The following is a 22,303-nucleotide window of genomic DNA, read 5'->3' as shown; positions in this document are numbered from 1 at the left end:
CGTCGGAGGCTTCAAGGCGGCGAGGCCCTAACAAAGGCTCAGCGTCGCGGGCTTCCGGATAACGACCGCGCGGAGCGATCGGGCTTCGTCGAAACGGTATTTGTTCAAAGTTCTCCGGACGGTGTCCGGCGCTCCGCGACCCTTTCCATCCCCTCAGCGAGAGATCGCATGAGCCTGCGAAGCCGTGCCCGCGAACACTTGCCCCCACCTGACCGCTTCGCGGTCTGTCCGCCCCCACAGGGGGCGGAGGGCCTCAGCCCTCGATCACGACCCCGACGCCGAACTGGATCCAAACGGCCTTGTCCTTGAGGTTCTTCTGCACGAAGGCGGCGTGGATCTGGCGTTCTTCCTCGGTCGAGCGCGGGGCCAGCGGCCGGGGCCGGGCGCCGTACGAACCGGCGCGGGCGGCCGAGACGGCGGTGACGGCGACCACCTGGGTCAGTTCCAGGGCCCGTTCCTTGCCGCCCTGCAGCTCGAGATAGACTTCGGCCAGCAGGTGGGCGTCGATCAGGGCGCCGTGCTTGTCGCGGCTGTCCAGGCTGATCTTGAAGCGTTTGCACAGCGCGTCGAGCGAGTTGTACATGCCCGGAAAGCGCTTCTTGGCCATGGCCAGGGTGTCGACCCAGCTGCTCTCCACGATGGGCGCGCGGCCGCATTTCTCCAGCTCGAAATTGACGAAGCTGCGGTCGAAGGCGGCGTTGTGGGCGATCACCGGACTGTCGCCGACGAACTCCAGGAACTTGTCGGCGATCTCGTGGAACTTGGGCTTGCCGGTCAGGAAGGCCGACGACAGGCCGTGCACCTTCTCGGCCTCGGCCGGCATGTCGCGCAGCGGGTCGCAATATTCGTGGAACGACCGCCCGGTGGGCATGTAGTCGACCACCTCGATGCAGCCGATTTCGACCAGCCGGTCGCCGGTCTTGGGGTCGAAGCCGGTGGTTTCGGTATCGAGGATGATTTCCCGCGCCATCGGATTTCAATGACCCTGTTCGCCGCCGCCTTCAAGCGGGGCCGGGGCGCGAAGGCGAGTCAGAACGTCGCGGACCTGATCGCGGGCGGCCTCCAGGCCCCGGCCGGTGTCGATCACGAAATCGGCCCGGGCCCGCTTTTCGGCGTCCGGCGTCTGGCGGGCCAGGATGGCCTCGAACTTGGCGGGATCCATGCCCGGCCGGGCCAGGACCCGCTGGCGCTGAATGTCGGCGGGGGCAGAGACGACCACGACCTTGTCGACCTTTTTCTCGCCGCCGGTTTCGAACAACAGGGGGATGTCGAGCACGACGATGTCGGCGCCCTTGGCCTGGGCGTCCTCGAAAAAGCCGATGCGATGGGCGCCGACCAGCGGGTGGACGATCGATTCCAGCACAGCCAGGGCTTCGGGATTTCCCATCACCGCGGCGCTGAGCCGAGCGCGGTCGATGGCCCCGTCGATCACCACCCCCGGAAAAGCCGCTTCGACCGGCGCGACCGCCGCCCCGCCGGCGGCGTAGAGCGCATGGACGGCCGCGTCGGAATCGTAGACCGGCACGCCCGCCTCGACGAACATCTTGGCCGTCGTCGACTTGCCCATGCCGATCGAACCGGTCAGGCCCAGGACGATCATGTCGCGGCGTCTCCGAGCTGGGCCAGGGCCAGGGCCCGGACATCGACCCCCGCCGGCGGCGTCACGCCGAAGAAGGCTTCGAAGCTGGGGACCGCCTGGCGCAGCAGCATCTCCAGTCCGTCCACCGTGCGGCGGCCGGCCGCCTCGGCGCGGCGGAGGAACTCGGTGCGGAGGGGCTTGTAGACCATGTCGACGACCACGGCGTTCTTCGGCGTCAGCTCCAGCCGCGCGGCGGGGCCCGCGCCACCGCCCAGACCCAGCGACGTGGCGTTGATCACCAGGCCGGCCTGGGCCAGCAGGGCGTCCAGCTCGTCCTCCGACGCGGCCTCGACCATGCCCCCCTTGGCTTTGGCGATCGAGGTGGCGATGGCTTCGGCCCGGACGAAGGTGCGGTTGACGATGCTGACGCGCGGCGCCCCGGCCAGGGCCAGGGCGGCGGCCGCGCCCCGGGCCGCGCCGCCGGCGCCGAGGATCACCACCGGCGAGGTGGTCAGGTCGAAGCCCGGCGCCTGGGCCGCGATGGCCCCGATCAGGCCCGGGCCGTCGGTGTTGTCGGCGACGATCGTCCCGTCGGCCTCGAAGATCAGCAGGTTGGCCGCCCCGGCCAGCTTGGCCAGGTCGCTGCAGCGGTCGGCGCAGGCCAGGGCCTGCTCCTTGAACGGGATCGTGACGTTGAGCCCCCGGATGGCGCCGCCCCGCAGGCCTTCGACGAAGGTCTCGAAATTGTCCTCGCCCGGCGCGAACGGGACATATGCCGCGTTCAGCCCGGCCGCGGCGATCCAGGCGTTGTGGATCACCGGGCTCATCGAATGGCGGATCGGCTGGCCGCAAACACCGGCGACGGTCGCGGCTCCGCCAATTCTTACGTCTTGAGAAGCGCTCATGCCTGGAGGGCTCCGTGAAGACGCAGGAAATCGAACAGGCCCACGACGGGCAGGCCGAGGATGGCGAAATAGTCGCCGTCGATGCGGTCGAACATCTGCACGCCCTCGCCCTCGAGGAAGTAGCAGCCGACCGAGGACAGGACGTCGGGTCCGTTGCGCTCCAGATAGTCGTCCAGCCAGGCGTCGCTGAACGGGCGAACCGACAGCTGGGCGGTCTCGACCACCCGCCAGATCGGCCGGCCGTCGCGGGCCACGACCACGGCCGAGTGCAGCTTGTGGACCTTGCCGCGCAGCTGGATCAGCCGCTCGCGGGCGGCCTCGACGGTGTCGACCTTGTCGAGCAGCGTCCCGTCCAGCTCCAGCGTCTGGTCCGAACCGATCACCAGGCCGGGCCGCTTGGTCGAGACCTTGAACGCCTTCAGCTCGGCCAGGGCGTCGGCCACTTCGCGCGGCGAGGCGCCTTCGGCCAGCAGGCCGGCCTTGGCGGCGTCCTCGTCGACGCCCGAGCCCACCGCCTCGAACACCACGCCGGCGTTGCGCAGGATCGCCTGGCGGGCCGAACTCTTGGAGGCGAGCGTGACGGGGGTGGGGGAAGATGAGGTCATCCCAGCACCTCGACCTGGCCGCGGCCGCCCGACAGCAGGTTGATGATCGCCGCCGCCGTCTCCTCGACCGACCGCCGGGTGACGTCGATGATCGGCCAGCCCTGGCGCTCGAACAGCCGGCGGGCGCTGATGATCTCCTGCCGCACCGCGTCGGTGTCGATATAGTCGCTCTCGCGGTTCTCCTTCAGCGACAGCAGGCGGTTGCGGCGGATCTGGATCAGCCGCTCGGGCGAGGTCATCAGGCCGACGATCAGGGTGTTCTTCAGGGTGAACAGTTCCTCGGGCGGCGGGCGGCCCGGCACCAGCGGCACGTTGGCGGCCCGCACCCCGCGATGGGCCAGATAGATGCAGGTCGGGGTCTTGGAGGTGCGCGACACGCCCACCAAGATCACGTCGGCCTGGGTCAGGTCCTGGCCGCCCTGGCCGTCGTCATGGGCGATGGCGTAGTCCAGGGCCTCGATGCGGTCGAAATAGTCGTTGTTCAGCGCATGCTGGGCGCCGACCCGGGTGGAGATCCGCGCGCCCAGATAGCGCGACATGGCGCTGACCACCGGGTCAAGAGCGGCGATGCAGGGCATCTCCAACCGCCGGCAGCCTTCCTCCAGGGCCGAGCGCAGGTTCGGGTCGATGATCGTGTGCATGACAACGCCCGGCGCGCCGGCGATCTCCTCCAGCGCCCGGTCCAGCTGGCGCGTGGAACGGACCAGGGCGTAGATGTGTTCAATCGGCAGAATGTCGGTGAAACGGGCGCAAACGGCCCGGGCCATGGCGTTCAGGGTCTCGCCCGTCGAGTCCGACACCAGGTGGATATGGAAGTAGGTCGCGAAGCGCGGCGCGGCTCTTTCGCCCTCGGGGACCCCAGTGTCCTGTGGATCATCCGTTAACGGTTGCTTAACCACTGGCTTGGCCCCTGGGGATGAGCGGGGGTGAATCCCGGCTCGTTACGGCGCGTCGAACTGACCCTGTGTTAAACGGTCACATTGATGCCGGACAATCCCCAGTCTCGGATGACCTCCACAGCCGGTGCGTTTCCGATTCCCCCAAGGCGGGGATGAGCAAACGCTCATGGTTACGGCGCCGTTAGCCATCTTAACGTTTCGTTAGGAATTACGAAGCTCTAGCGGCTTGTCCCCAGAGTTCACAGGCCCGCGCCCACATGTGGGTCGAGCTTGGATCGTTTTGCGATGGACGGGGGGCATGGTGCGCCGCACACGGGTTTTCCCCGTTTGGCACTTGCTCACCATCTCCTACAATCTTCCTTAAAATCTTCTTAAAGAGAGAAGGAAGAAGGGAAGAAGGCCTCCGGGGAGATACGGGCTTGAGCCCACGGGCCTGACGGGATTTAAGGCCTGACATGACCTTGCTCGAAAAGCCCAAGCTCCTTTCCGTCCTGGATGGCCAAAAGGCCGAACGTCCGCCCGTGTGGTTCATGCGCCAGGCGGGACGCTATCTGCCGGAGTATCGGGCCGTCCGCGCGACCGAGCCGACCTTCATCGATTTCTGCCTGAACCCGGAGAAGGCCGCCGAGGTGACCCTGCAGCCGATGCGGCGGTTTCCCTACGACGCGGCCATCGTCTTCGCCGACATCCTGCTGATCCCCCAGGCCCTGGGCCAGAAGGTTTGGTTCGAGGCGGGCGAGGGGCCCAAGCTGGGCGAACTGCCGTCCATCGAGTCGATGCGCGACCTGACGGGTCAGGCCGGCCAGGCGCTGGGCGCGGTAGGCGAGACGCTCAGCCGCGTACGCTCGGCCTTGGAGCCCGAGCGGGCGCTGATCGGTTTCGCCGGCGCGCCCTGGACCGTGGCGACCTACATGATCGAGGGCGGCTCCAGCGACCGCTCCGGCGCGCGGACCTTCGCCTACCAGAACGCCGAGAAGCTGGACGCCCTGATCCAGGTGCTGGTCGACGCGACCATCGACTACCTGGCCATGCAGGCCGCGTCGGGCGCCCAGGTGCTGAAGCTGTTCGAGAGTTGGGCCGAGGGCTTGTCCGAGCCTCTGTTCGACCGCCTGGTGACCAAGCCTCACACCGCCATCGTCGAGGGCCTGCGGGCCAAGGGCGTGACCACGCCGGTGATCGGCTTCCCCCGCGGGGCCGGGACGCTGGTGGAGACCTACGCCAGGGTCGCGCCGGTGCAGGGCGTGGCGCTGGACACCCAGGCGTCGGCGGCGCTGGGCCAGTCCATCCAGAAGACCAAGGCCATCCAGGGCGCGCTCGATCCCCTGCTGCTGCGGGCCGGCGGCGACGCCCTGCTGGCGCGGGTCGACCAGCTTCTGGAACAGTGGGGCGACGGTCCCTACATCTTCAACCTGGGTCACGGCATCCTGCCGGATACGCCAATCGCCCATGTCGAGACGGTGCTGGCCCGGGTCACCGGCAAGTGACCAGCTTGAAGGGCAAGGGGCGCAAGATCGCCGTCGTCCTGTTCAATCTGGGCGGTCCCGACGGGCCGGACGCGGTGCGACCGTTCCTGTTCAACCTGTTCCGCGATCCGGCGATCATCGGCCTGCCGGCGGTGGCGCGCTATCCGATCGCCGCCCTGATCGCCGGCACGCGCGCCAAGCTGGCCAAGGAAAACTACGCCCTGATGGGCGGCGGTTCGCCCTTGCTGCCGGAAACCGAGAAGCAGGCCAAGGCGCTGGAGGCGGATCTGGCCGCGCGGTTTCCGGACGCCGAGACCCGCTGCTTCATCGCCATGCGCTACTGGAAGCCGCTCACCGATCAGACGGCCAAGGCCGTGAAGGCCTTCGCCCCGGACGAGGTCGTGCTGCTGCCGCTCTATCCGCAGTATTCGTCGACCACGACCGGTTCGTCGCTGAAGGCCTGGAAGCGCGCCTATCGCAAGGGCCCAGGCCGGATCTCGACGGTCTGCTGCTATCCGGTGAACGAGGACCTGGTTCAGGCGCATGCCGATCTGATCAAGGCCGCCTACGACAAGGCCGGACGTCCGGGTCCGGCGCGCCTGTTGTTCTCGGCCCATGGCCTGCCCGAGAAGGTGATCCTGGGCGGCGATCCCTATCAGCAACAGATCGAGGCCACGGCCGCGGCGGTGGCCGCCAAGCTCGGCGAAGGCTGGGACTGGCGGGTCACCTATCAGAGCCGGGTCGGGCCGATGAAGTGGATCGGGCCCTCGACCGAGGACGAGATCCGCGCCGCCAGCCAACAGGGCCTGGCCCTGATCGTGACGCCGATCGCCTTCGTCTCCGAGCACATCGAGACCCTGGTCGAGCTGGATCACGAATATCGCCAGGTGGCCTTCGAGGCCGGGTGTCCGGTCTATGTCCGCGTGCCGGCCCTGGGCGTGGCCCCTGGCTTCATCGCGGGCCTGGGCCGCGCCGTCCAGGGCGTGCTCGGCGCGCCTGAGCGCCTGGTCACCGCCTGCGCCTGGCGCTGCGGCGGCGACCGCACCCAATGTCCGAACAAGCAGGGAGCTTCGGCGTGATCGATTTTCTGGCCCCGCATTTCGACCTGATCCGCGGGCTGCACATCATCTTCGTGATGGCCTGGATCGCCGGCATGCTGATCCTGCCGCGATTGTTCGTCTATCACATGAAGGCCCAGCCCGGCTCGGACATGGACGCGGTGTTCAAGCTGGCCGAACTTCGGACCCTGCGGATCATCATCAATCCGGCGATGATCCTGGCCCTGCTGATGGGCCTGCTGCTGGCGATGATCGACATCCAGCGCCTGGGCGCGGACTTCTACCTGAAGCCCTGGGCCCTGACCAAGATCGCGGCCCTGCTGTTCCTGTTCAGCTGGCACGGTTTCATGTCCAGGGCGCGCAGGCGCTTCGCCGCCGGGACCAACACCCGGTCGGAGAAGTTCTGGCGGATGACCAATGAGCTGCCTTTCCTGGCGGCCATCGTCATCGTTCTGTCGGTGACGACGAAGTTTCTGGGCCACTAGGCCGGCGTGAACCACCGGCGGCTTCGCTTGACCGGCGGGGCCGCTTGTGGTTCCCATCCAGACAGACAGGTCGCCTCGCGGCCCGTTCCCGCCTTTTACGGACCGGCGCTCGTCCTGACGCGCCCCCGGAGCCTCTCGCTTCGAAGGTCTGTTCCCCTGATCGATACGCGCCGTCGTCATGGCGCGACCCGCTCGCCGCCTCACCGCGACGAGTCCGTTTTTAGAACCAAGGCCCGGCTCGCGGTTTCGCGGGCCGAGCGACGTTGAGTGTCACTATGACCGACCAAACCGAAAACCAGACCGAGACCGCCAACGAGGCCGAAGAGCCCATGGTCGACACGACCACCCTGGCCGCCTCGGTCGACCCGCAAGGCGACGACGCCGGCGACGACGAATCCGAGGTGAGCGCCACCGTTGCGGCCATGGGTCTGAAGACCATGTCCCTGCAGGAGCTGAAGGAGAAATCCCCGGCCGACCTGCTGGCCTTCGCCGAGACCTTCGAGGTCGAGAACGCCAACTCCATGCGCAAGCAGGACATGATGTTCGCGATCCTGAAGACCCTCGCCGAGGAAGGCGTGGAGATCTCAGGCTCCGGGACCATGGAAGTGGTGCAGGACGGCTTTGGCTTCCTGCGCTCGCCGGAAGCCAACTATCTTCCGGGTCCGGACGATATCTACGTCTCGCCCTCGCAGATCCGCAAGTTCGGCCTGCGCACCGGCGACACCATCGAGGGCGCCATCCGCTCGCCGCGCGAAGGCGAACGCTACTTCGCCCTGACTGGCGTTTCGAAGATCAATTTCGAGAGCCCGGACAACGTCAAGCACAAGGTCCACTTCGACAACCTGACGCCGCTCTATCCCGAAGAGCGCCTGCACATGGAACTGCCCGATCCGACCATCAAGGATCGCTCGGGCCGGGTCATCGACATCGTCGCCCCGCTGGGCAAGGGTCAGCGCTGCCTGATCGTCGCCCCGCCGCGGGTCGGCAAGACGGTGATGCTGCAGAACATCGCCAAGTCGATCGAGACCAACCACCCCGAGTGCTATCTGATCGTCCTGCTGATCGACGAGCGCCCGGAAGAAGTCACCGACATGCAGCGCACGGTGAAGGGCGAGGTCATCGCCTCGACCTTCGACGAGCCGGCGACCCGTCACGTGCAGGTGGCCGAGATGGTCATCGAAAAGGCCAAGCGCCTGGTCGAGCACAAGCGCGACGTCGTCATCCTGCTGGACTCGGTCACCCGTCTAGGCCGCGCCTACAACACCACCGTCCCGTCGTCGGGCAAGGTGCTGACCGGCGGTGTCGACGCCAACGCCCTGCAGCGCCCCAAGCGCTTCTTCGGCGCGGCGCGCAACGTCGAGGAGGGCGGCTCGCTGTCGATCATCGCCACCGCCCTGATCGATACCGGCAGCCGGATGGACGAAGTGATCTTCGAAGAGTTCAAGGGCACCGGTAACTCGGAAATCGTCCTGGACCGCAAGGTCGCCGACAAGCGCATCTTCCCGGCCATCGACGTGTTGAAGTCGGGCACCCGCAAGGAAGAGCTGATCACCCCGAAGGACCAGCTGCAGAAGACCTACGTCCTTCGCCGCATCCTCAACCCGATGGGCGCCTCGGACGCGATCGAGTTCCTGCTGGAGAAGATGCGTCAGTCGAAGACCAACGGCGATTTCTTCCAGAGCATGAACACTTAAGCTTGGTGTTTCACGTGAAACAGGAAGGGCGGCTGGAGCAATCCAGCCGCCCTTTTTGCATGTAGCTCCTCCCCCTGTGGGGGAGGCGATCGCGAAGCGATCGGCGGGGGGAGGTGTGGAATCGTCGATCCTTGTCGCGGCCATCTTCCGAATACTCCCCCTCCGTCGGCTTCGCCGACACCTCCCCCACAGGGGGAGGACCTTGGACGCACGGCTTCGTCGCCTTTCGGGATGGCCCGAAAGGATGATGGGGAGGCGCGGAGCGGTCCGGGCCCAGCCCGGATGACCGTGAGTTTGAGTGTGCGTTTCGGCTAGACCTGACCGCTCCGCGAAACCGTTCTTCTCNGATGGGGAGGCGCGGAGCGGTCCGGGCCCAGCCCGGATGACCGTGAGTTTGAGTGTGCGTTTCGGCTAGACCTGACCGCTCCGCGAAACCGTTCTTCTCTAGGGACGGCGACTGAGGGCTTGTTTCATCCCGGTCGACATTTCCCCTCGGGCGGGCAGGATCAAAGTCGCCCGGAAGGGGCCGTCGGCGACTCCGACTGATCCTGGAACAGGCCGGTTTGAACTCCCGGCCCCGTCAACCCGCCTGTCCCGCCATCGTCCTCGCCGGGCCTTGGAGCCTTCTGAGCCCCGCCGCCAAACGCGATCCGATCGCCAAGGCCAGGCGGCCCCGCTCGGTTCCACCTCCATCGCCTGCTTGGGNCCGGCCCCGTCACCCCGCCTGTCCCGCCATCGTCCTCGCCGGGCCTTGGAGCCTTCTGAGCCCCGCCGCCAAACGCGATCCGATCGCCAAGGCCAGGCGGCCCCGCTCGGTTCCACCTCCATCGCCTGCTTGGGCCGGTACCAAGAGCCCTCCCCGTGATGGAGACGGGTTTAGTATGCGGGCGGTTTGAACGCCGAGGACTTGTGACGCTGATTATTTTTCTGGGCGTTGGGATCGTTCAGGTTTCTCTCGGCGCTGGCGGGGATGGACGCGGCCCGATCCCCGCCGGGGACATGCTCTCATGCCAAGGCCTCCGCCAATCGACCCCGACCGTGGGATGAGTGCGTGTCCCCAACGACATCCACGACGCATCCAGACTGCCCCGTTCCAAGGCCGGCAAGCTCAGCGGATCAGTTGGGGACACGCACTCACGGCAAGCCCTCTGCAATCCGGCCAGAGCTGGGGCATGAGTGCATGTCCCCATCCGCAACTTACGGAATCAACAGAGTCGCCCCCGTCGTCCGCCGCCCCTCCAGCGCCTCGTGCGCCGCCCGGGCGTCGGCCAACGGGAACGTCTGCCCGACCTCGATCTTCACCGCGCCGGACGCCAGCACCGCGAACAGCGCCGCGGCGCTCTCGTCCAGCTCGGCCGTCGTGACGATGTAGTCGAACAGGCGCGGCCGGGTCAGGAACAGAGACTTGGACCCCAGCTCCAGCGGCGCGATCGCCGGCGCCGGACCCGAGGCGTTGCCGAAGGTGGCCAGCACGCCGCGACGACCCAGGCTCTTGAGGCTGGCCTCGAAGGTGTCCTTGCCGACCCCGTCATAGACCACGGCCACGCCCTGGCCGCCGGTGATCTCCATCACCCGGGCGGCGACGTCTTCCTGGCCGTAGAGGATGACATGATCGGCGCCGTGATCGCGCGCCAGAGCGGCCTTGGCCTCCGAGCCGACCGTGGCGATCACGGTCGCGCCCAGCGCCTTGACCCACTGCACCAGGATCGAACCGACGCCGCCGGCCGCCGCGTGGATGAGCACGGTCTGACCGGGTTCGACCTTGTGGCAGCGCCGGACCAGGAACTCGGCGGTCATGCCCTTGAGCAGGACGGCCGCGGCGGTCTCCAGACTGACCCCGTCCGGGACCTTCACGGCGCGGTCGGCCGGGACCACGGCCGCCTGGGCATAGGCGCCCAGCGTGCCGTTATAGGCGACCCGATCGCCGACCTTGAACCGGGTGACGCCGTCGCCCAGCGCCTCGACGATCCCGGCCGCTTCCAGCCCCAGGACCGCCGGCATCTTCATCGGATAGAGGCCGCCGCGGTGATAGGTGTCGATGAAGTTCAGGCCCACGGCCTGGTGGCGGATCAGGACCTGGCCCGGACCGGGGGCGGGGACGGGGAGATCGACGGCCTCGAGCACTTCGGGACCGCCGGTGCGGACGGCTTGTATGGCCAGCATGACGGTCAGGCCAGGTTGGACTTGAAGAAGGCCAGGCTGCGGGCGTTGGCCCTACCGGCGTCCGCCGCGTCGTAGTGCGCGCCGCCGACCCGGGCGAAGGCGTGGTCGCGGCCCGGATAACTATGGATCTCGATCTGCGGGTGATCCTTCAGCGCGTCGAGGATGATCTTCTGGGCCTCCTTCGGGACGAACTGGTCCTCCTCGGCGATGTGCATCAGCAGGGGGCGGGCCAGCTTCTCGGCCTCGGCCACATGCTTGTCGGTCCCGACGCCGTAGTAGGAAACGCTGGCGTCGGCGTCGGTGCGGGTCGCCGTCAGGAAGGCCAGCAGGCCGCCCAGGCAGTAGCCGACGGCGCCGACCTTGCCGTTGACGCCGGGCAGGGCGCGGACGGCGGCGATGGTCGCGGCGATGTCCGAGACGCCGGCGTCGACGTCGAAGGCGTTGTAGAGCTCGAACGCCCGCTTCCACTCCGCTTCGCTCTGGTCGGTGATGTCGATGCCCGGCTCGATGCGCCAGAACAGGTCGGGGCATACGGCGATAAAGCCTTGGGCGGCCAGGCCGTCGCAGACGTCGCGCATCACCTTGTTGACGCCGAAGATCTCCTGGATGACGACGACGGCCGGAGCGGGGGCCGAGGTTGCCGGGCGCGCCACATAGGCCGAAAAGGCGCCGTCGGGGGTGGTAATCGTGAGGGTCTCGGACATGGGGCTCTCCGTATCCAGCAGGCGTCGATGGGACTTTCGACCGAAGCGCTCTAACGTGCGCCGATGCGGTCAGGGCATAACAATATCGTGCCCCTGCGGCAGGGAACCCCAGATCATGAAGATGACCATTGAGATTGACTGCACGCCGGTGGAGGCCCGCGCCTTCCTTGGCCTGCCGGATGTGAGCGCCTTGAACGATCATCTGGTCAAGGAAATGCAGGAGCGGATGACCTCCAACATGGCCATGCTGGCGCCCGAGGAGCTGATGAAGAACTGGATGGCGTTCGGGGCCGGGGCCCAGGACCAATTCCGCAAACTGATGACCGCGGCGGCCGGGGCGGCTGTCGGGGGCATGGGCGGCAAGACCGAATGAACGACACGATCTACGCGCCGGCCACGGGCGCGGGCAGGGCGGCCGTGGCCGTGGTTCGGGTTTCCGGACCGCGCGCCGCCGACGCCGTGCGGGCCCTGGCGGGTGATCTGCCCAAGCCGCGCCGCGCGGCCCTGCGCCGGCTGACCCGCGAGGGGATCGCCCTGGACGACGCCCTGGTGCTCTGGTTCCAGGGGCCGGCCAGCTATACCGGCGAGGACGCCGCGGAGTTTCACGTGCACGGCGGACGGGCCGTGGTCGAGGCGCTGCTCGAAGCCTTGGCCGCCGAGGGACTGCGCCTGGCCGAGCCGGGCGAGTTCACGCGCCGCGCCTTCGAGAACGGCAAGCTGGATCTGACCCAGGCCGAGGGCGTGGCCGACCTGATCGACGCCGAGACCGAAGCCCAGCGTCGCCAGGCGCTGGGCCAGCTGGGTGGGGCGCTGAGCCAGCGCTACGACGCCTGGCGCGGGCTGCTGGTCCAGGCCCTGGCCATGCTCGAGGCGGCGGTCGACTTCCCGGACGAAGAGCTGCCCGAGGACGTGGCCGCCCGCGCCCGCCCGGGCCTGGAGGCCCTGGAGGCCGAGATCGGCGCCGCCCTGGCGGACGCCTCACGGGGCCGTCGGGTCCGGGACGGCTACCGCATCGCCCTGGTCGGCGCCCCGAACGCCGGCAAGAGCACCCTGCTGAACGCCCTGGCTGAGCGTGACGCGGCCATCGTCACCTCCACGCCGGGCACGACCCGCGACATCATCGAGGTCCCGCTGACCCTGGGCGGCTACAAGACCCTGCTGGCCGACACGGCCGGTTTGCGGACGACGGAAGACACGATCGAGGCCGAGGGCGTGCGCCGTGCGCGGGCCTGGGCGGCCGAGGCGGATCTGCGGCTCTGGGTCGTCGACGCCGCGATGTTCCACGTGAAACAGGACGAGGAACTGGATGTCGTTCAGCCTGGAGACTGGGCGATGGTCAACAAGACCGACCTGGTCGACGCCGTTCGGCTGGCTGAACTGCGCGAGGTTCTGTCGGCCCGTGGGTTGGCGGTGATCGAACTGGCGGCCCGCAAGCCCGGCGGCGCGGAGCAGGCGAGGGCGGCGTTGACCGCTCATGTGATCCAGGCCCTGTCCGGGGCCGAGTTTCCGGCCGCCACCCGGATCCGCCATGCCGAAAGCCTGACCGAGGCGCGCACCTATCTCCAGCGCGCCCTTTCCGACGTGGGGCTGGAAGTCGAACTCGCCGCCGAGGATGTTCGCCTGGCCGCGCGGTCCCTGTCGCGGATCACGGGCCGCATCGATCCCGAGGATGTGCTCGATCGAGTGTTTTCAAGCTTCTGCATCGGGAAGTGATGTTCCACGTGAAACATCGGCTTGAACTGTCCACAGGCTGATCACAGATGTCTCGGGCGTGTTTCACGTGAAACACCCGTGACCGACTCGCCGCTGCGGGGAGTCTCGCGTATAAGGCTAATACGCCCCCGCCGAGACGGGGGCGTTCGCATTCGAGGCGCGCAAGCTTGTCCAACACTTGGGATGTCATTGTCATCGGCGGCGGTCACGCCGGCTGTGAGGCCGCCGCCGCGTCGGCCCGCGCCGGCGCGCGCACCCTGCTGCTGACCCACAAGCGCGAGACCGTCGGCGAGATGTCGTGCAATCCGGCGATCGGCGGCCTGGGCAAGGGCCACCTGGTCCGCGAGATCGACGCCCTGGACGGCCTGATGGGCCGGATGGGCGACAAGGCCGGCATCCAGTATCGCCTGCTGAACCGTTCAAAGGGCCCCGCCGTGCGCGGCCCGCGCTCGCAGATCGACCGCAAGCTCTATCGCCAGGCCATGCAGGCCGAGCTGTTCGCCTATCCGAACCTCGACGTGATCGCCGCCGCGGCCGAGGACCTGATCGTCGAGGACGGCGTCGTGGCCGGGGTGATCGACGGGGAGGGCGGGGTCTACCGCGCTTCACGTGTGGTCCTGACCACCGGCACCTTCCTGAAGGGCGTCATCCACCAGGGCGAGACCCGCATCTCGGCCGGCCGGGTCGGCGACGCGCCGTCGATCGGCCTGTCGGACCGGCTCTACGCCCTCGGCTTCGACATGGGCCGCCTGAAGACCGGCACGCCCGCCCGCCTGGACGGCAAGACCATCGCCTGGGACCGCCTGGAGATGCAGGCCGCCGACGAACAGCCCGAGCCGTTCTCGTTCCTGACGACCCACGTGGACGTGCCGCAGATCCAGTGCGGCATCACCTACACCACGGCCGAAACCCACAAGATCATCGCCGAGCGCCTGGGCGAGTCGGCGGTCTATGGCGGCCGCGCCACCGGGATCGGCCCGCGCTATTGCCCGTCGATCGAGGACAAGGTCGTCCGCTTCGCCGACAAGACCAGCCACCAGGTGTTCCTGGAGCCGGAAGGCCTGGACGACGACACGGTCTATCCGAACGGCGTCTCGACCTCGGTCTCGGCCGAAACCCAGCTGCTGTTCCTGCGCACCATGCCGGGCCTCGAGAACGTCGAGGTCATCCGGTACGGCTATGCGATCGAGTATGACTATGTCGACCCTCGCGAGCTCTACCCGACCTTGGAGACCAAGCGTCTGCCCGGGCTCTACCTGGCGGGCCAGATCAACGGCACGACGGGCTACGAGGAAGCCGGCGCCCAGGGCCTGATGGCCGGGCTCAACGCGGCGCTGGCGGCGCGGGGCCGGGAGCCCGCCGTCTTCGCTCGCGACGAGGCCTATATCGGCGTGATGATCGACGACCTGGTCACCCGGGGCGTCACCGAGCCGTATCGGATGTTCACCAGCCGCGCCGAGTTCCGCCTGATCCTGCGGGCCGACAACGCCGACCAGCGCCTGACCGACAAGGGTCTGGACCTGGGCGTGGTGGGTCCGGTCCGGGCCGAGGCCTGGGCCGCCAAGAAGGCCGAGCTGGAGACCGTCCGCGCCTTCGCCCGTTCGGTGACCCTGACCCCGGCCGAGGCCAATCGCGCCGGCTTCAAGGTCAATCACGACGGCCAGCGTCGCGACGTCCTGGCCATGCTGGCCCTGCCCGACGTCACCCTCGACGGCCTGACTTCGGTATGGCCGGAGATTTCAGCGTGGAGCGGCATGGCCCGCGAGCAGATCGAGATCGAGGCGGCCTATGCCGGCTATCTCGACCGCCAGCGCAACGACGCCGAGGCCTTCCGCAAGGAAGAGGACCTGCGCCTGCCGGCCGATCTCGACTACGGCCTGGTTGGCAGCCTGTCGAACGAGGTGCGCGAGAAGCTGGCGCGGGTGAAGCCCCTGACCCTGGGCCAGGCGGCCCGGATCGAGGGCGTGACGCCGGGCGCCTTGACGGCCTTGCTGGCCCACGTCCGCCGCGCGAAGGCCGCTTGATGTCGGCTGTCGCTTCGCCCCTGGTCATCGAGGACCTGGACCCGGTCGACGCCGCCGCCTTCCAGCGGCTGACGGGCTGCACCGACGCGCAATTGGCCGACCTGACCCGCTTCCAGACCCTGTTGGCCGAGTGGAACGCGGTGATGAACCTGGTGGGCCCGGCGACGATCGCCACCTACTGGAACCGCCATGCCTGGGACAGCGCCCAGCTGCTGCGGCTGGCCCCCGACGCCAAGACCTGGGCCGACCTGGGGGCCGGCGCCGGCCTGCCCGGCGTGGTGCTGGCGATCCTGCTGAAGGACACGCCGGGCGCCAAGGTTCACCTGGTCGAGAGCATGGCCAAGCGCTGCAAGTTCCTGCGGGCCGTGGCCGACGATCTGGACTTGCCCGTCGAGATCCACAACGCCCGCGCCGAAGAGCTGGACCTGAAGGTCGACGTCGTGACCGCGCGGGCCTGCGCGCCGATGGTCAGACTGCTCGGGTACGCCCAGCCCTACCTGAAGCGCGGCGCGATCGGCTGGTTCCTGAAGGGACAAGATGTCGCTTCTGAGCTGGCCGAGGCCGCTACATATTGGAAATTCGAGTCGACCCTGCGGCCATCCCTGAGCGACCCGCGAGGCCAGATCGTGCAAGTGAAGGGGCTTAAGAGTGTCCGTAAAGTCTGACCAACCGCTGCGCGTTCTCGCCATCGCCAACCAGAAGGGCGGGGTGGGTAAGACCACGACCGCGATCAATCTGGGCACCGCCCTGGCGGCCTGCGGCGAGCGCGTGCTGCTGATCGACGCGGATCCTCAGGGCAACTGCTCGACCGGCCTGGGCATCACCCGCCTGCAGCGCCGCACCACCCTGTACGACGTGCTGATGGGCGAGGCGCCGGTGATCGACGCCGCGGTCAAGACCGAGCTTCCGGGCCTGGAGGTGATCCCCGCCGACGCCGACCTGTCGGGCGTCGAGATCGAGCTGGGCCAACAGGCGCGCCGTTCCTACCGCCTGCGCGACGCGCTGGAGCCCCTGCGCGCCAACGGTCCCTACACCTATGTGCTGATCGACTGCCCGCCGTCCCTGAACGTGCTGACCGTCAACGCCATGACCGCCGCCGACGCGGTGTTCGTGCCGCTGCAGTGCGAGTTCTTCGCCTTGGAAGGCCTGACCCAGCTGATGCGGACCATCGAGCGGGTGCGCGGCAGCCTCAATCCCAAGCTGGAGATCCAGGGCGTGGTGCTGACCATGTACGATCGCCGCAACAGCCTGTCGGACCAGGTGGCCAAGGATGTCCGGCAACACTTCGGCGACAAGGTGTATGACGCGGTCATACCGCGCAACGTCCGGGTGTCCGAGGCCCCGTCCTTCGGCAAGCCCGTGCTGCTCTACGACCTCAAATGCGCCGGCAGCCAGGCCTATCTGCGGCTGGCGCGCGAGGTGATCAGCCGCGAGAAGTCGAGGCTTTCCCAGGCGGCTTGAGCACCGTCTGAGGATAACCATCCAAGTCATTGTCGAAATTGAGTGTTGAGCGCGTGAGGGAGTCGGTCGTGGTGGGAGAGCCGGGGATGTCTGAAGGTCGTCGTGGTCTGGGTCGCGGGCTTTCCGCCCTGCTCGGCGAAGTCGATTCCGCGCCTGCCCAGGCTCCGGGCGACACCAGCGGCGGTTCGCGCGAGGCTCCGATCGAGCTGATCCGCCGCAATCCCGAACAGCCGCGTCGGACCTTCCGAGAGGAAGACCTGGTAGAACTCGCGGACTCGATCCGCGAGAAGGGCGTGCTGCAGCCGATCCTGGTGCGTCCGGCGCCGGGCGCCTCGGGCGAGTACCAGATCGTCGCCGGCGAGCGCCGCTGGCGGGCCGCCCAGCGCGCCGGCCTGAAGACCATCCCGATCATGATCCGCGAGCTGGACGACCTGGCGGTGCTGGAGATCGGCATCATCGAGAACGTCCAACGCGCCGACCTCAACGCGATCGAAGAGGCGCTGAGCTACAAGGTGCTGATCGAGAAGTTCGGCCAGACCCAGGAAGTGATCGCCCAGACCGTGGGCAAGAGCCGCAGCCACGTGGCCAACACCCTGCGCCTGCTGTCGCTGCCGGACTCGGTCCAGCACTATGTGACCTCGGGCGAGATGACCGCCGGCCACGCCCGCGCCATCGCCAATGTGCCCGACCCGGCCGCCCTGGCGCGCGAGGTCATCGACAAGGGTCTGTCGGTTCGCGACGCCGAGGCCCTGGCCCGCCGCGCGCCGACCGCCGACGGCGAGGTTCGCGCCAAGTCGAGCGGCGGCCGTCCGCCTCGGACCAAGGACACCGACACCCAGGCGCTGGAGGCCGACCTGTCGTCGGTGCTCGGCCTCGACGTCGAGATCGATCATCGCGGCGGGACCGGCGCCCTGACCATCCGCTACGCGACGCTCGAGCAGTTGGACGATCTCTGCAACCGGCTGACGCGCGGCCACTAGAGGGCGTCCTTGAGGGTCCTCTGTCGCGCGCAGAATGGGGCTCGTCCGTATCCCTGGTCGAGCTGTTCGCCAGAATTGAGGCCGCCTGGGCGCGGAGTTTCCGACAAGGCGCTGAAATCCAAAGGGAAATGGCGATATAGGCTGAAAATTCGGTCGGCCCCTCCAAAGGCTGGATTCGGCAAATTCCTGTGGATGAAGCTGCTGGCGGTTTGACGAAGCCGCCGACTCGCCTGTCGAGCCGCGCTAGAGACCCAGCCGCCGGGCCTTGCCGGCGATCTGCAGGGCGAGGCGCTCGGAGATCAGCTGGTCGGGAGAGCCGGAGGTCTTGCAGGCCTTGTCGGCCGCCAGCACCTCGGCCTGGACCACCAGCAGCTGATCCAGGGTCCAGGCCCGGGCCTGGCGCAGGAACTCGCGCTCGCTCTTCCAGAACACGCCGGAGGCCTTGGCGGCGGCCGCCAGGTCGACGCCGTTCTTGTGCAGGGTCAGGGTGCGGCGCAGCCGGCCCAGGTGATAGCCCATGGCCCGCACGGCGGCGGGTCCGCCCTCGCCCTCGGCGGCGGCGCGGCGCAGGCCGGCCTGGGCGGGACCCACGCGTCCGCCGAAGGCGTCGATGGCGGCGTCGCCCAGCGAAGCCTCGGGCTCGACGCCCAGAAAGTCGGTCAGATCGGCCGGCGTGGCCACGACGCCGCTGCCGGGGTTCAGATAGAGCGCCAGCCGCTCGATTTCGGCGCGCGCCACGCCGCGCTCCTTGGGCAGGCGCGAGACGAACAGGTCCATGGCCTCGCCGTTCAGGCTGACCTTGTCCTTGGCCAGGGTCTCGCGGGCCAGACGGGCCAGGTCGCCGGCCTCGTCCTCGTAGCAGGGGATCACCGCCGCGCCGGCGGCCTTTTCGGCGACCTTGCGCAGGGTGGAGTCGCGGCCCAGGGGGCCGGCCTCGATCAGGAAGAAGGCGTCCGGGTTCAGCTGGCCCTCGACGTGGCGGGTGAGGGCCTCGGCCGCCTGCTTGTCGGGACCGCCCTTCTCGCCGGTCAGCCGCAGACGCACCAGCCGCCGGCCGCCCATCATCGACAGGGCCGAAAGCTCGTCCTCGAGCTTGCCGGCCTGGCTGTCCAGGTCGCTTTCCGTCAGCTGGGCGGTGTCGAACGGATCGTCGGGGCGCGCGAACAGCTTGTTGGCCAGCTGGTCGGCGCGGTCACGCACCACCCCGCGGTCGCGGCCGTAGATGACCACGGCGCGGATGTCGGCGGCCGGGTCCCGCAGGAAGCGTTCGATGTCCGGTCGTTTCGACAGGATCATGGCCAGCGTGCTCGAGCGAAGTGAAAGCCGGTTCGCGTGAAGAGGACGCGCGAAAACAAGATCGAGACCTTAAGCCTTGGCCTTGCCCGCGAGCCAGGTGGCCAGTTCCATCTGGATCCGGCGGGCCAGCTCGGTCGCGGCGCGTTCCTGACTGTCCTCCTGGGCGGCGATGGAGGAATAGGGCTGGTCGGCCGAGTCGTAGGTCACCGCGGCGCTGGTGACGCCCGACCGCACGGGATTTCCGGTCTTGGAGTCCATCAGCTGCCACGAGGCGGTCAGGCTCAACTCATAGCGGTTGGCGACGTTGTCGACGCGGACGCCGCGCGCGTAGCGCTGCTCGCTGATGGTGTAGATCAGCCGGTGGGATGGCAGCACGTTGACGTCGCGGGCGAAGGCGTCGTCCAACTTCTCGCGCAGCAGATAGCCGGCGCGTCCAGGCGGTGCGACCACCTCTATGGCGCTGAGTCCCTTGGTGACCGACTGGGGGCCGTACAGGGGCGTGAAGCCGCAGGCCGACAGGCTCAGGGCCACGACGGCGAAAAGGGCGGCGGGAAGGGCTTTGGAAAGGAGCGAAAAGCGCGTCATGGATCAGCCGGCCACGATGTTGACGATACGGTCTTTCACCACGATCACCTTGCGAACGGTCAGGCCCTCAAGGTGGGCCATGACGGCGGCGTCCGCCAGCGCGATTTTCTCGACCTCGGCTTCGGCGGCGCCGGCCTTGACCTTGATCTCGCCGCGGCGCTTGCCGTTGATCTGAATGGGCAGCACGCGCTCGTCGTCGGCGGCCAGGGCGGGATCCGCCTTGGGCCAGGGCGCATCGACGACCATGCCGCTCTTGCCCAGCTGCGCCCAGGCCTCCTCGGCCAGGTGGGGCGTGAAGGGCGAGATCAGGCGCGCCAGGATCTCGAGGGCCTCGGCGCGGGCCGCCAGGACGCCGTGGGTGGCGTTCTCGGCCGGGGCGGCCTTCAGCATGTTCAGGAACTCGTACAGGCGCGCCACGCCGCTGTTGAAGCGGAAGCCCTCGATTGAGTCCGTCACGAAGCCGATCAGCCGGTGGGCGCCTTTGCGCAGGGCCAGGGCGGCCGCGTCGGCCTCGTCGTGGGCGAAATCGCCGGCCGGCTGGCTTTCGAACTCGTTCCAGACCCGGTGGGTGAAGCGCCAGGAGCCCTCGACGCCGCTGTTGGTCCATTGCACGTCGCGCTCGGGCGGGCTGTCGCTCATCACGAACAGGCGCGCGGCGTCGACGCCGTAGGCCTCGAAGATGTCCTCGGGGGCGACGACGTTCTTCTTGGACTTGGACATCTTCTCGATGTCGCCGATGACGATCGGCTCGCCGGTCGCCGCGTGCTTGGCCGAGCGGCTATTGCCTTCGACGGCGATGACCACGTCCGAGGGCTCGACCCATTCGCCGGCCGCGTTCTTGTAGGCCTCGTGGGTGACCATGCCCTGGGTGAACAGGCCGGCGAACGGCTCCTCCACCGAGACCAGCCCCTCGTCCTTCAGGGCACGGGTGATGAAGCGGGCGTACAGCAGGTGCAGCACCGCGTGCTCGACGCCGCCGATATATTGGTCGACGGGCATCCAGTGATCGGCGGCGGCCTTGCTGATGGGCTCGGCGGCGGTCGGATCGGTGAAGCGGGCGAAGTACCACGAGCTGTCGACGAAGGTGTCCAGCGTGTCGGTCTCGCGCTCGGCCTTGCCGCCGCAGCTGGGGCAGGTGGTGTGGCGCCAGGTCGGATGGCGCAGCAGCGGGTTGCCCGGCTTGTCGAAGGCCACGTCGTCGGGCAGCACCACCGGCAGCTGGTCTTCCGGCACGCCGACCGGTCCGCAGGCGGAGCAGTGGATGACCGGGATCGGGCAGCCCCAATAGCGCTGGCGCGAAACGCCCCAGTCGCGCAGGCGATAGACGGTGGCGCCCTGGCCCTGGTCCATGGCCTCGATGCGGTTGACCGCCTCGGTCTTGGCGGCCTCGACGTCCAGGCCGTCCAGGAATTTGGAATTGAAGATCGCGCCGGGCCCGACGTAGGCCTCCTTGCCGACCTGGAAGCTCGCGGCGTCCTCGCCCGGCGGCAGCACCACGGGCAGCACCGGCAGGTCGTACTTGCGGGCGAAGTCCAGGTCGCGCTGATCATGGGCCGGGCAGGCGAAGATCGCGCCCGTGCCGTAGTCCATCAGGATGAAGTTGGCGATCCAGACCGGCAGGGTCTGGGTCGGGTCCAGCGGATGGACCACGCGCAGGCCGGTGTCGCGGCCCAGCTTTTCGGCGCCCTCGATGTCGGCTTCCGACGTGCCGCCCTTGCGGCATTCGGCGACGAAAGCGGCCACGGCTGGGTCGGCCGCCGCCAGCTGCTCGGCCAGCGGGTGTTCGGGGGCGATCCCGACGAAGCTGGCGCCGAACAGGGTGTCGGGGCGGGTGGTGTAGACCTCCAGGCCGTCAGCGTGGCCGGCGGGAGCCTTGCCGGCGAACTTGAAGGTGAACCGCAGGCCCTTGGACCGGCCGATCCAGTTCTCCTGCATGATCCGGACCTTTTCGGGCCAGCGGTCCAGGGTCTTCAGGCCGTCGATCAGCGCGTCGGCGTAGTCGGTGATGCGCAGGAACCACTGGGTCAGCTTGCGCTTCTCCACGGTCGCGCCCGAGCGCCAGCCCTTGCCGTCGATCACCTGCTCGTTGGCCAGGACGGTCATGTCGACCGGGTCCCAGTTGACCGAGGCCTCCTTGCGATAGACCAGGCCGCGCTTCAGCAGGCGCAGGAACCAGGCTTGCTGCTTGCCGTAATATTCCGGGTCGCAGGTGGCGAACTCGCGCGACCAGTCGACCGACAGGCCCAGGGCCTTCAGCTGCTCGCGCATGGCGGCGATATTGTCGTAGGTCCAGCCCTTGGGGTGGACGCCGCGTTCCATGGCGGCGTTCTCGGCCGGCATGCCGAAGGCGTCCCAACCCATCGGGTGCAGCACGTTGAAGCCCTGGGCGCGCTTGTAGCGGGCCACGACGTCGCCCATGGCGTAGTTGCGCACATGGCCCATGTGGATGCGCCCCGACGGGTAGGGGAACATCTCGAGCACGTAGTACTTCGGACGCGCGTCAGGCGTGACCGGCGTCAGGAAGGTGTTGGCGTTCGCCCAGGCGGCGCGCCACTTCGGCTCGGTGTCTTTGGGATTGTAGCGGGCCATGAAACCAGACTGTTCGTGCGGAGGACGACGCTTTTGGGCGCGCTCCGCGGAAGTCTTAAGCGGTTTCGCGGCCTCGGCGCGCTTCTAAAAGTGCGAACGG

At 68.3% G+C, this 22,303-nt stretch carries 20 protein-coding genes; 10 read left to right on the top strand and 10 right to left on the bottom strand.

The annotated features are described in order from the left end of the window. Positions 1 to 253: 253 nt before the first annotated feature. The 5 genes from dnaQ to ASD38_RS01060 are packed head-to-tail and all read right to left on the bottom strand — an operon-like array spanning position 254 to position 3,988. Positions 254 to 970 carry a DNA polymerase III subunit epsilon gene (gene dnaQ / locus ASD38_RS01080; protein WP_056436827.1) on the bottom strand — a complete coding sequence of 239 codons (717 nt, stop codon included), beginning with the start codon at positions 968 to 970 and terminating at the stop codon, positions 254 to 256. Between the two features lie 6 nt (positions 971 to 976). After that, positions 977 to 1,600: a dephospho-CoA kinase gene (gene coaE, locus ASD38_RS01075; RefSeq protein ID WP_056436830.1), complete on the bottom strand. Its 624-nt coding sequence runs from the start codon at positions 1,598 to 1,600 to the stop codon at positions 977 to 979. After that, the gene (gene aroE, locus ASD38_RS01070) at positions 1,597 to 2,484 is read right to left on the bottom strand and encodes a shikimate dehydrogenase (protein WP_056456854.1); all 888 of its coding nucleotides are present in this window, start codon (positions 2,482 to 2,484) and stop codon (positions 1,597 to 1,599) included. Before aroE ends, coaE begins: the two co-directional genes overlap by 4 nt. Then, positions 2,481 to 3,089, bottom strand: coding sequence for a Maf family protein (locus ASD38_RS01065; protein WP_056436836.1), 609 nt, complete (start codon positions 3,087 to 3,089; stop codon positions 2,481 to 2,483). Before ASD38_RS01065 ends, aroE begins: the two co-directional genes overlap by 4 nt. After that, positions 3,086 to 3,988 (bottom strand): pyruvate, water dikinase regulatory protein, encoded by a 903-nt coding sequence (locus ASD38_RS01060; protein WP_056436839.1) that lies wholly within the window; start codon positions 3,986 to 3,988, stop codon positions 3,086 to 3,088. The genes ASD38_RS01065 and ASD38_RS01060 overlap by 4 nt, the downstream gene beginning before the upstream one ends. Before the next feature lie 455 nt (positions 3,989 to 4,443). Between ASD38_RS01060 and hemE the strand changes: the two genes are divergently transcribed. The 4 genes from hemE (at position 4,444) to rho (ending at position 8,688) form a co-directional block, all read left to right on the top strand. After that, a complete protein-coding gene (gene hemE / locus ASD38_RS01055; RefSeq protein WP_056456851.1) occupies positions 4,444 to 5,472 on the top strand; it encodes a uroporphyrinogen decarboxylase in 1,029 nt (342 codons plus the stop codon). 5 nt (positions 5,473 to 5,477) lie between these two features. Beyond that, the gene (hemH, locus tag ASD38_RS01050; RefSeq protein WP_056458205.1) at positions 5,478 to 6,530 is read left to right on the top strand and encodes a ferrochelatase; all 1,053 of its coding nucleotides are present in this window, start codon (positions 5,478 to 5,480) and stop codon (positions 6,528 to 6,530) included. Then, the gene (locus ASD38_RS01045; protein WP_082554611.1) at positions 6,527 to 6,994 is read left to right on the top strand and encodes a CopD family protein; all 468 of its coding nucleotides are present in this window, start codon (positions 6,527 to 6,529) and stop codon (positions 6,992 to 6,994) included. Before hemH ends, ASD38_RS01045 begins: the two co-directional genes overlap by 4 nt. A 329-nt stretch (positions 6,995 to 7,323) precedes the next feature. After that, complete coding sequence (gene rho, locus ASD38_RS01040; protein WP_442856941.1) at positions 7,324 to 8,688, top strand: transcription termination factor Rho; 1,365 nt, start codon at positions 7,324 to 7,326, stop codon at positions 8,686 to 8,688. Positions 8,689 to 9,885: 1,197 nt separating this feature from the next. Here the strand turns inward: rho and ASD38_RS01035 are convergent. Together ASD38_RS01035 and ASD38_RS01030 are read right to left on the bottom strand one after the other, a co-directional pair. Continuing rightward, on the bottom strand, positions 9,886 to 10,851 hold the full coding sequence (locus ASD38_RS01035; RefSeq protein WP_056456848.1) for a quinone oxidoreductase family protein: 966 nt from the start codon (positions 10,849 to 10,851) through the stop codon (positions 9,886 to 9,888). Between the two features lie 5 nt (positions 10,852 to 10,856). Continuing rightward, positions 10,857 to 11,555: a dienelactone hydrolase family protein gene (locus tag ASD38_RS01030; protein ID WP_056456845.1), complete on the bottom strand. Its 699-nt coding sequence runs from the start codon at positions 11,553 to 11,555 to the stop codon at positions 10,857 to 10,859. Positions 11,556 to 11,670: 115 nt separating this feature from the next. Here ASD38_RS01030 and ASD38_RS01025 point away from each other — a divergent pair, with 115 nt between their 5' ends. The 6 genes from ASD38_RS01025 to ASD38_RS01000 all read left to right on the top strand — a co-directional run bounded on the left by ASD38_RS01025 (position 11,671) and on the right by ASD38_RS01000 (position 17,733). Then, positions 11,671 to 11,928, top strand: coding sequence for a DUF6489 family protein (locus ASD38_RS01025; protein WP_056456842.1), 258 nt, complete (start codon positions 11,671 to 11,673; stop codon positions 11,926 to 11,928). Beyond that, positions 11,925 to 13,268 (top strand): tRNA uridine-5-carboxymethylaminomethyl(34) synthesis GTPase MnmE, encoded by a 1,344-nt coding sequence (mnmE, locus tag ASD38_RS01020; RefSeq protein WP_056456838.1) that lies wholly within the window; start codon positions 11,925 to 11,927, stop codon positions 13,266 to 13,268. The genes ASD38_RS01025 and mnmE overlap by 4 nt, the downstream gene beginning before the upstream one ends. A gap of 167 nt (positions 13,269 to 13,435) precedes the next feature. Further along, positions 13,436 to 15,292, top strand: a complete 1,857-nt coding sequence (mnmG, locus tag ASD38_RS01015; protein ID WP_056456836.1) for a tRNA uridine-5-carboxymethylaminomethyl(34) synthesis enzyme MnmG — start codon at positions 13,436 to 13,438, stop codon at positions 15,290 to 15,292. Then, complete coding sequence (rsmG, locus tag ASD38_RS01010; RefSeq protein WP_056456832.1) at positions 15,292 to 15,957, top strand: 16S rRNA (guanine(527)-N(7))-methyltransferase RsmG; 666 nt, start codon at positions 15,292 to 15,294, stop codon at positions 15,955 to 15,957. Before mnmG ends, rsmG begins: the two co-directional genes overlap by 1 nt. After that, positions 15,941 to 16,753: a ParA family protein gene (locus ASD38_RS01005; protein ID WP_056436876.1), complete on the top strand. Its 813-nt coding sequence runs from the start codon at positions 15,941 to 15,943 to the stop codon at positions 16,751 to 16,753. Before rsmG ends, ASD38_RS01005 begins: the two co-directional genes overlap by 17 nt. A gap of 86 nt (positions 16,754 to 16,839) precedes the next feature. Then, a complete protein-coding gene (locus ASD38_RS01000; protein ID WP_056456831.1) occupies positions 16,840 to 17,733 on the top strand; it encodes a ParB/RepB/Spo0J family partition protein in 894 nt (297 codons plus the stop codon). A gap of 243 nt (positions 17,734 to 17,976) precedes the next feature. Here ASD38_RS01000 and holA read toward each other — a convergent pair whose 3' ends face one another. The 3 genes from holA to leuS form a co-directional block, all read right to left on the bottom strand. Beyond that, on the bottom strand, positions 17,977 to 19,029 hold the full coding sequence (gene holA, locus ASD38_RS00995; protein ID WP_056436882.1) for a DNA polymerase III subunit delta: 1,053 nt from the start codon (positions 19,027 to 19,029) through the stop codon (positions 17,977 to 17,979). 69 nt (positions 19,030 to 19,098) lie between these two features. Then, on the bottom strand, positions 19,099 to 19,614 hold the full coding sequence (gene lptE, locus ASD38_RS00990) for an LPS assembly lipoprotein LptE (protein WP_056436886.1): 516 nt from the start codon (positions 19,612 to 19,614) through the stop codon (positions 19,099 to 19,101). Positions 19,615 to 19,617: 3 nt separating this feature from the next. Then, the gene (gene leuS, locus ASD38_RS00985) at positions 19,618 to 22,203 is read right to left on the bottom strand and encodes a leucine--tRNA ligase (RefSeq protein WP_056456828.1); all 2,586 of its coding nucleotides are present in this window, start codon (positions 22,201 to 22,203) and stop codon (positions 19,618 to 19,620) included. Between the last annotated feature and the right edge of the window lie 100 nt (positions 22,204 to 22,303).

This window comes from Caulobacter sp. Root487D2Y (genome assembly GCF_001427165.1).
In the GTDB taxonomy this organism is placed as follows: Bacteria; Pseudomonadota; Alphaproteobacteria; order Caulobacterales; family Caulobacteraceae; genus Caulobacter.
The sequence above is the reverse complement of the archived record's forward strand: the minus strand, read 5'-3'. Positions and strand labels throughout refer to the sequence as shown.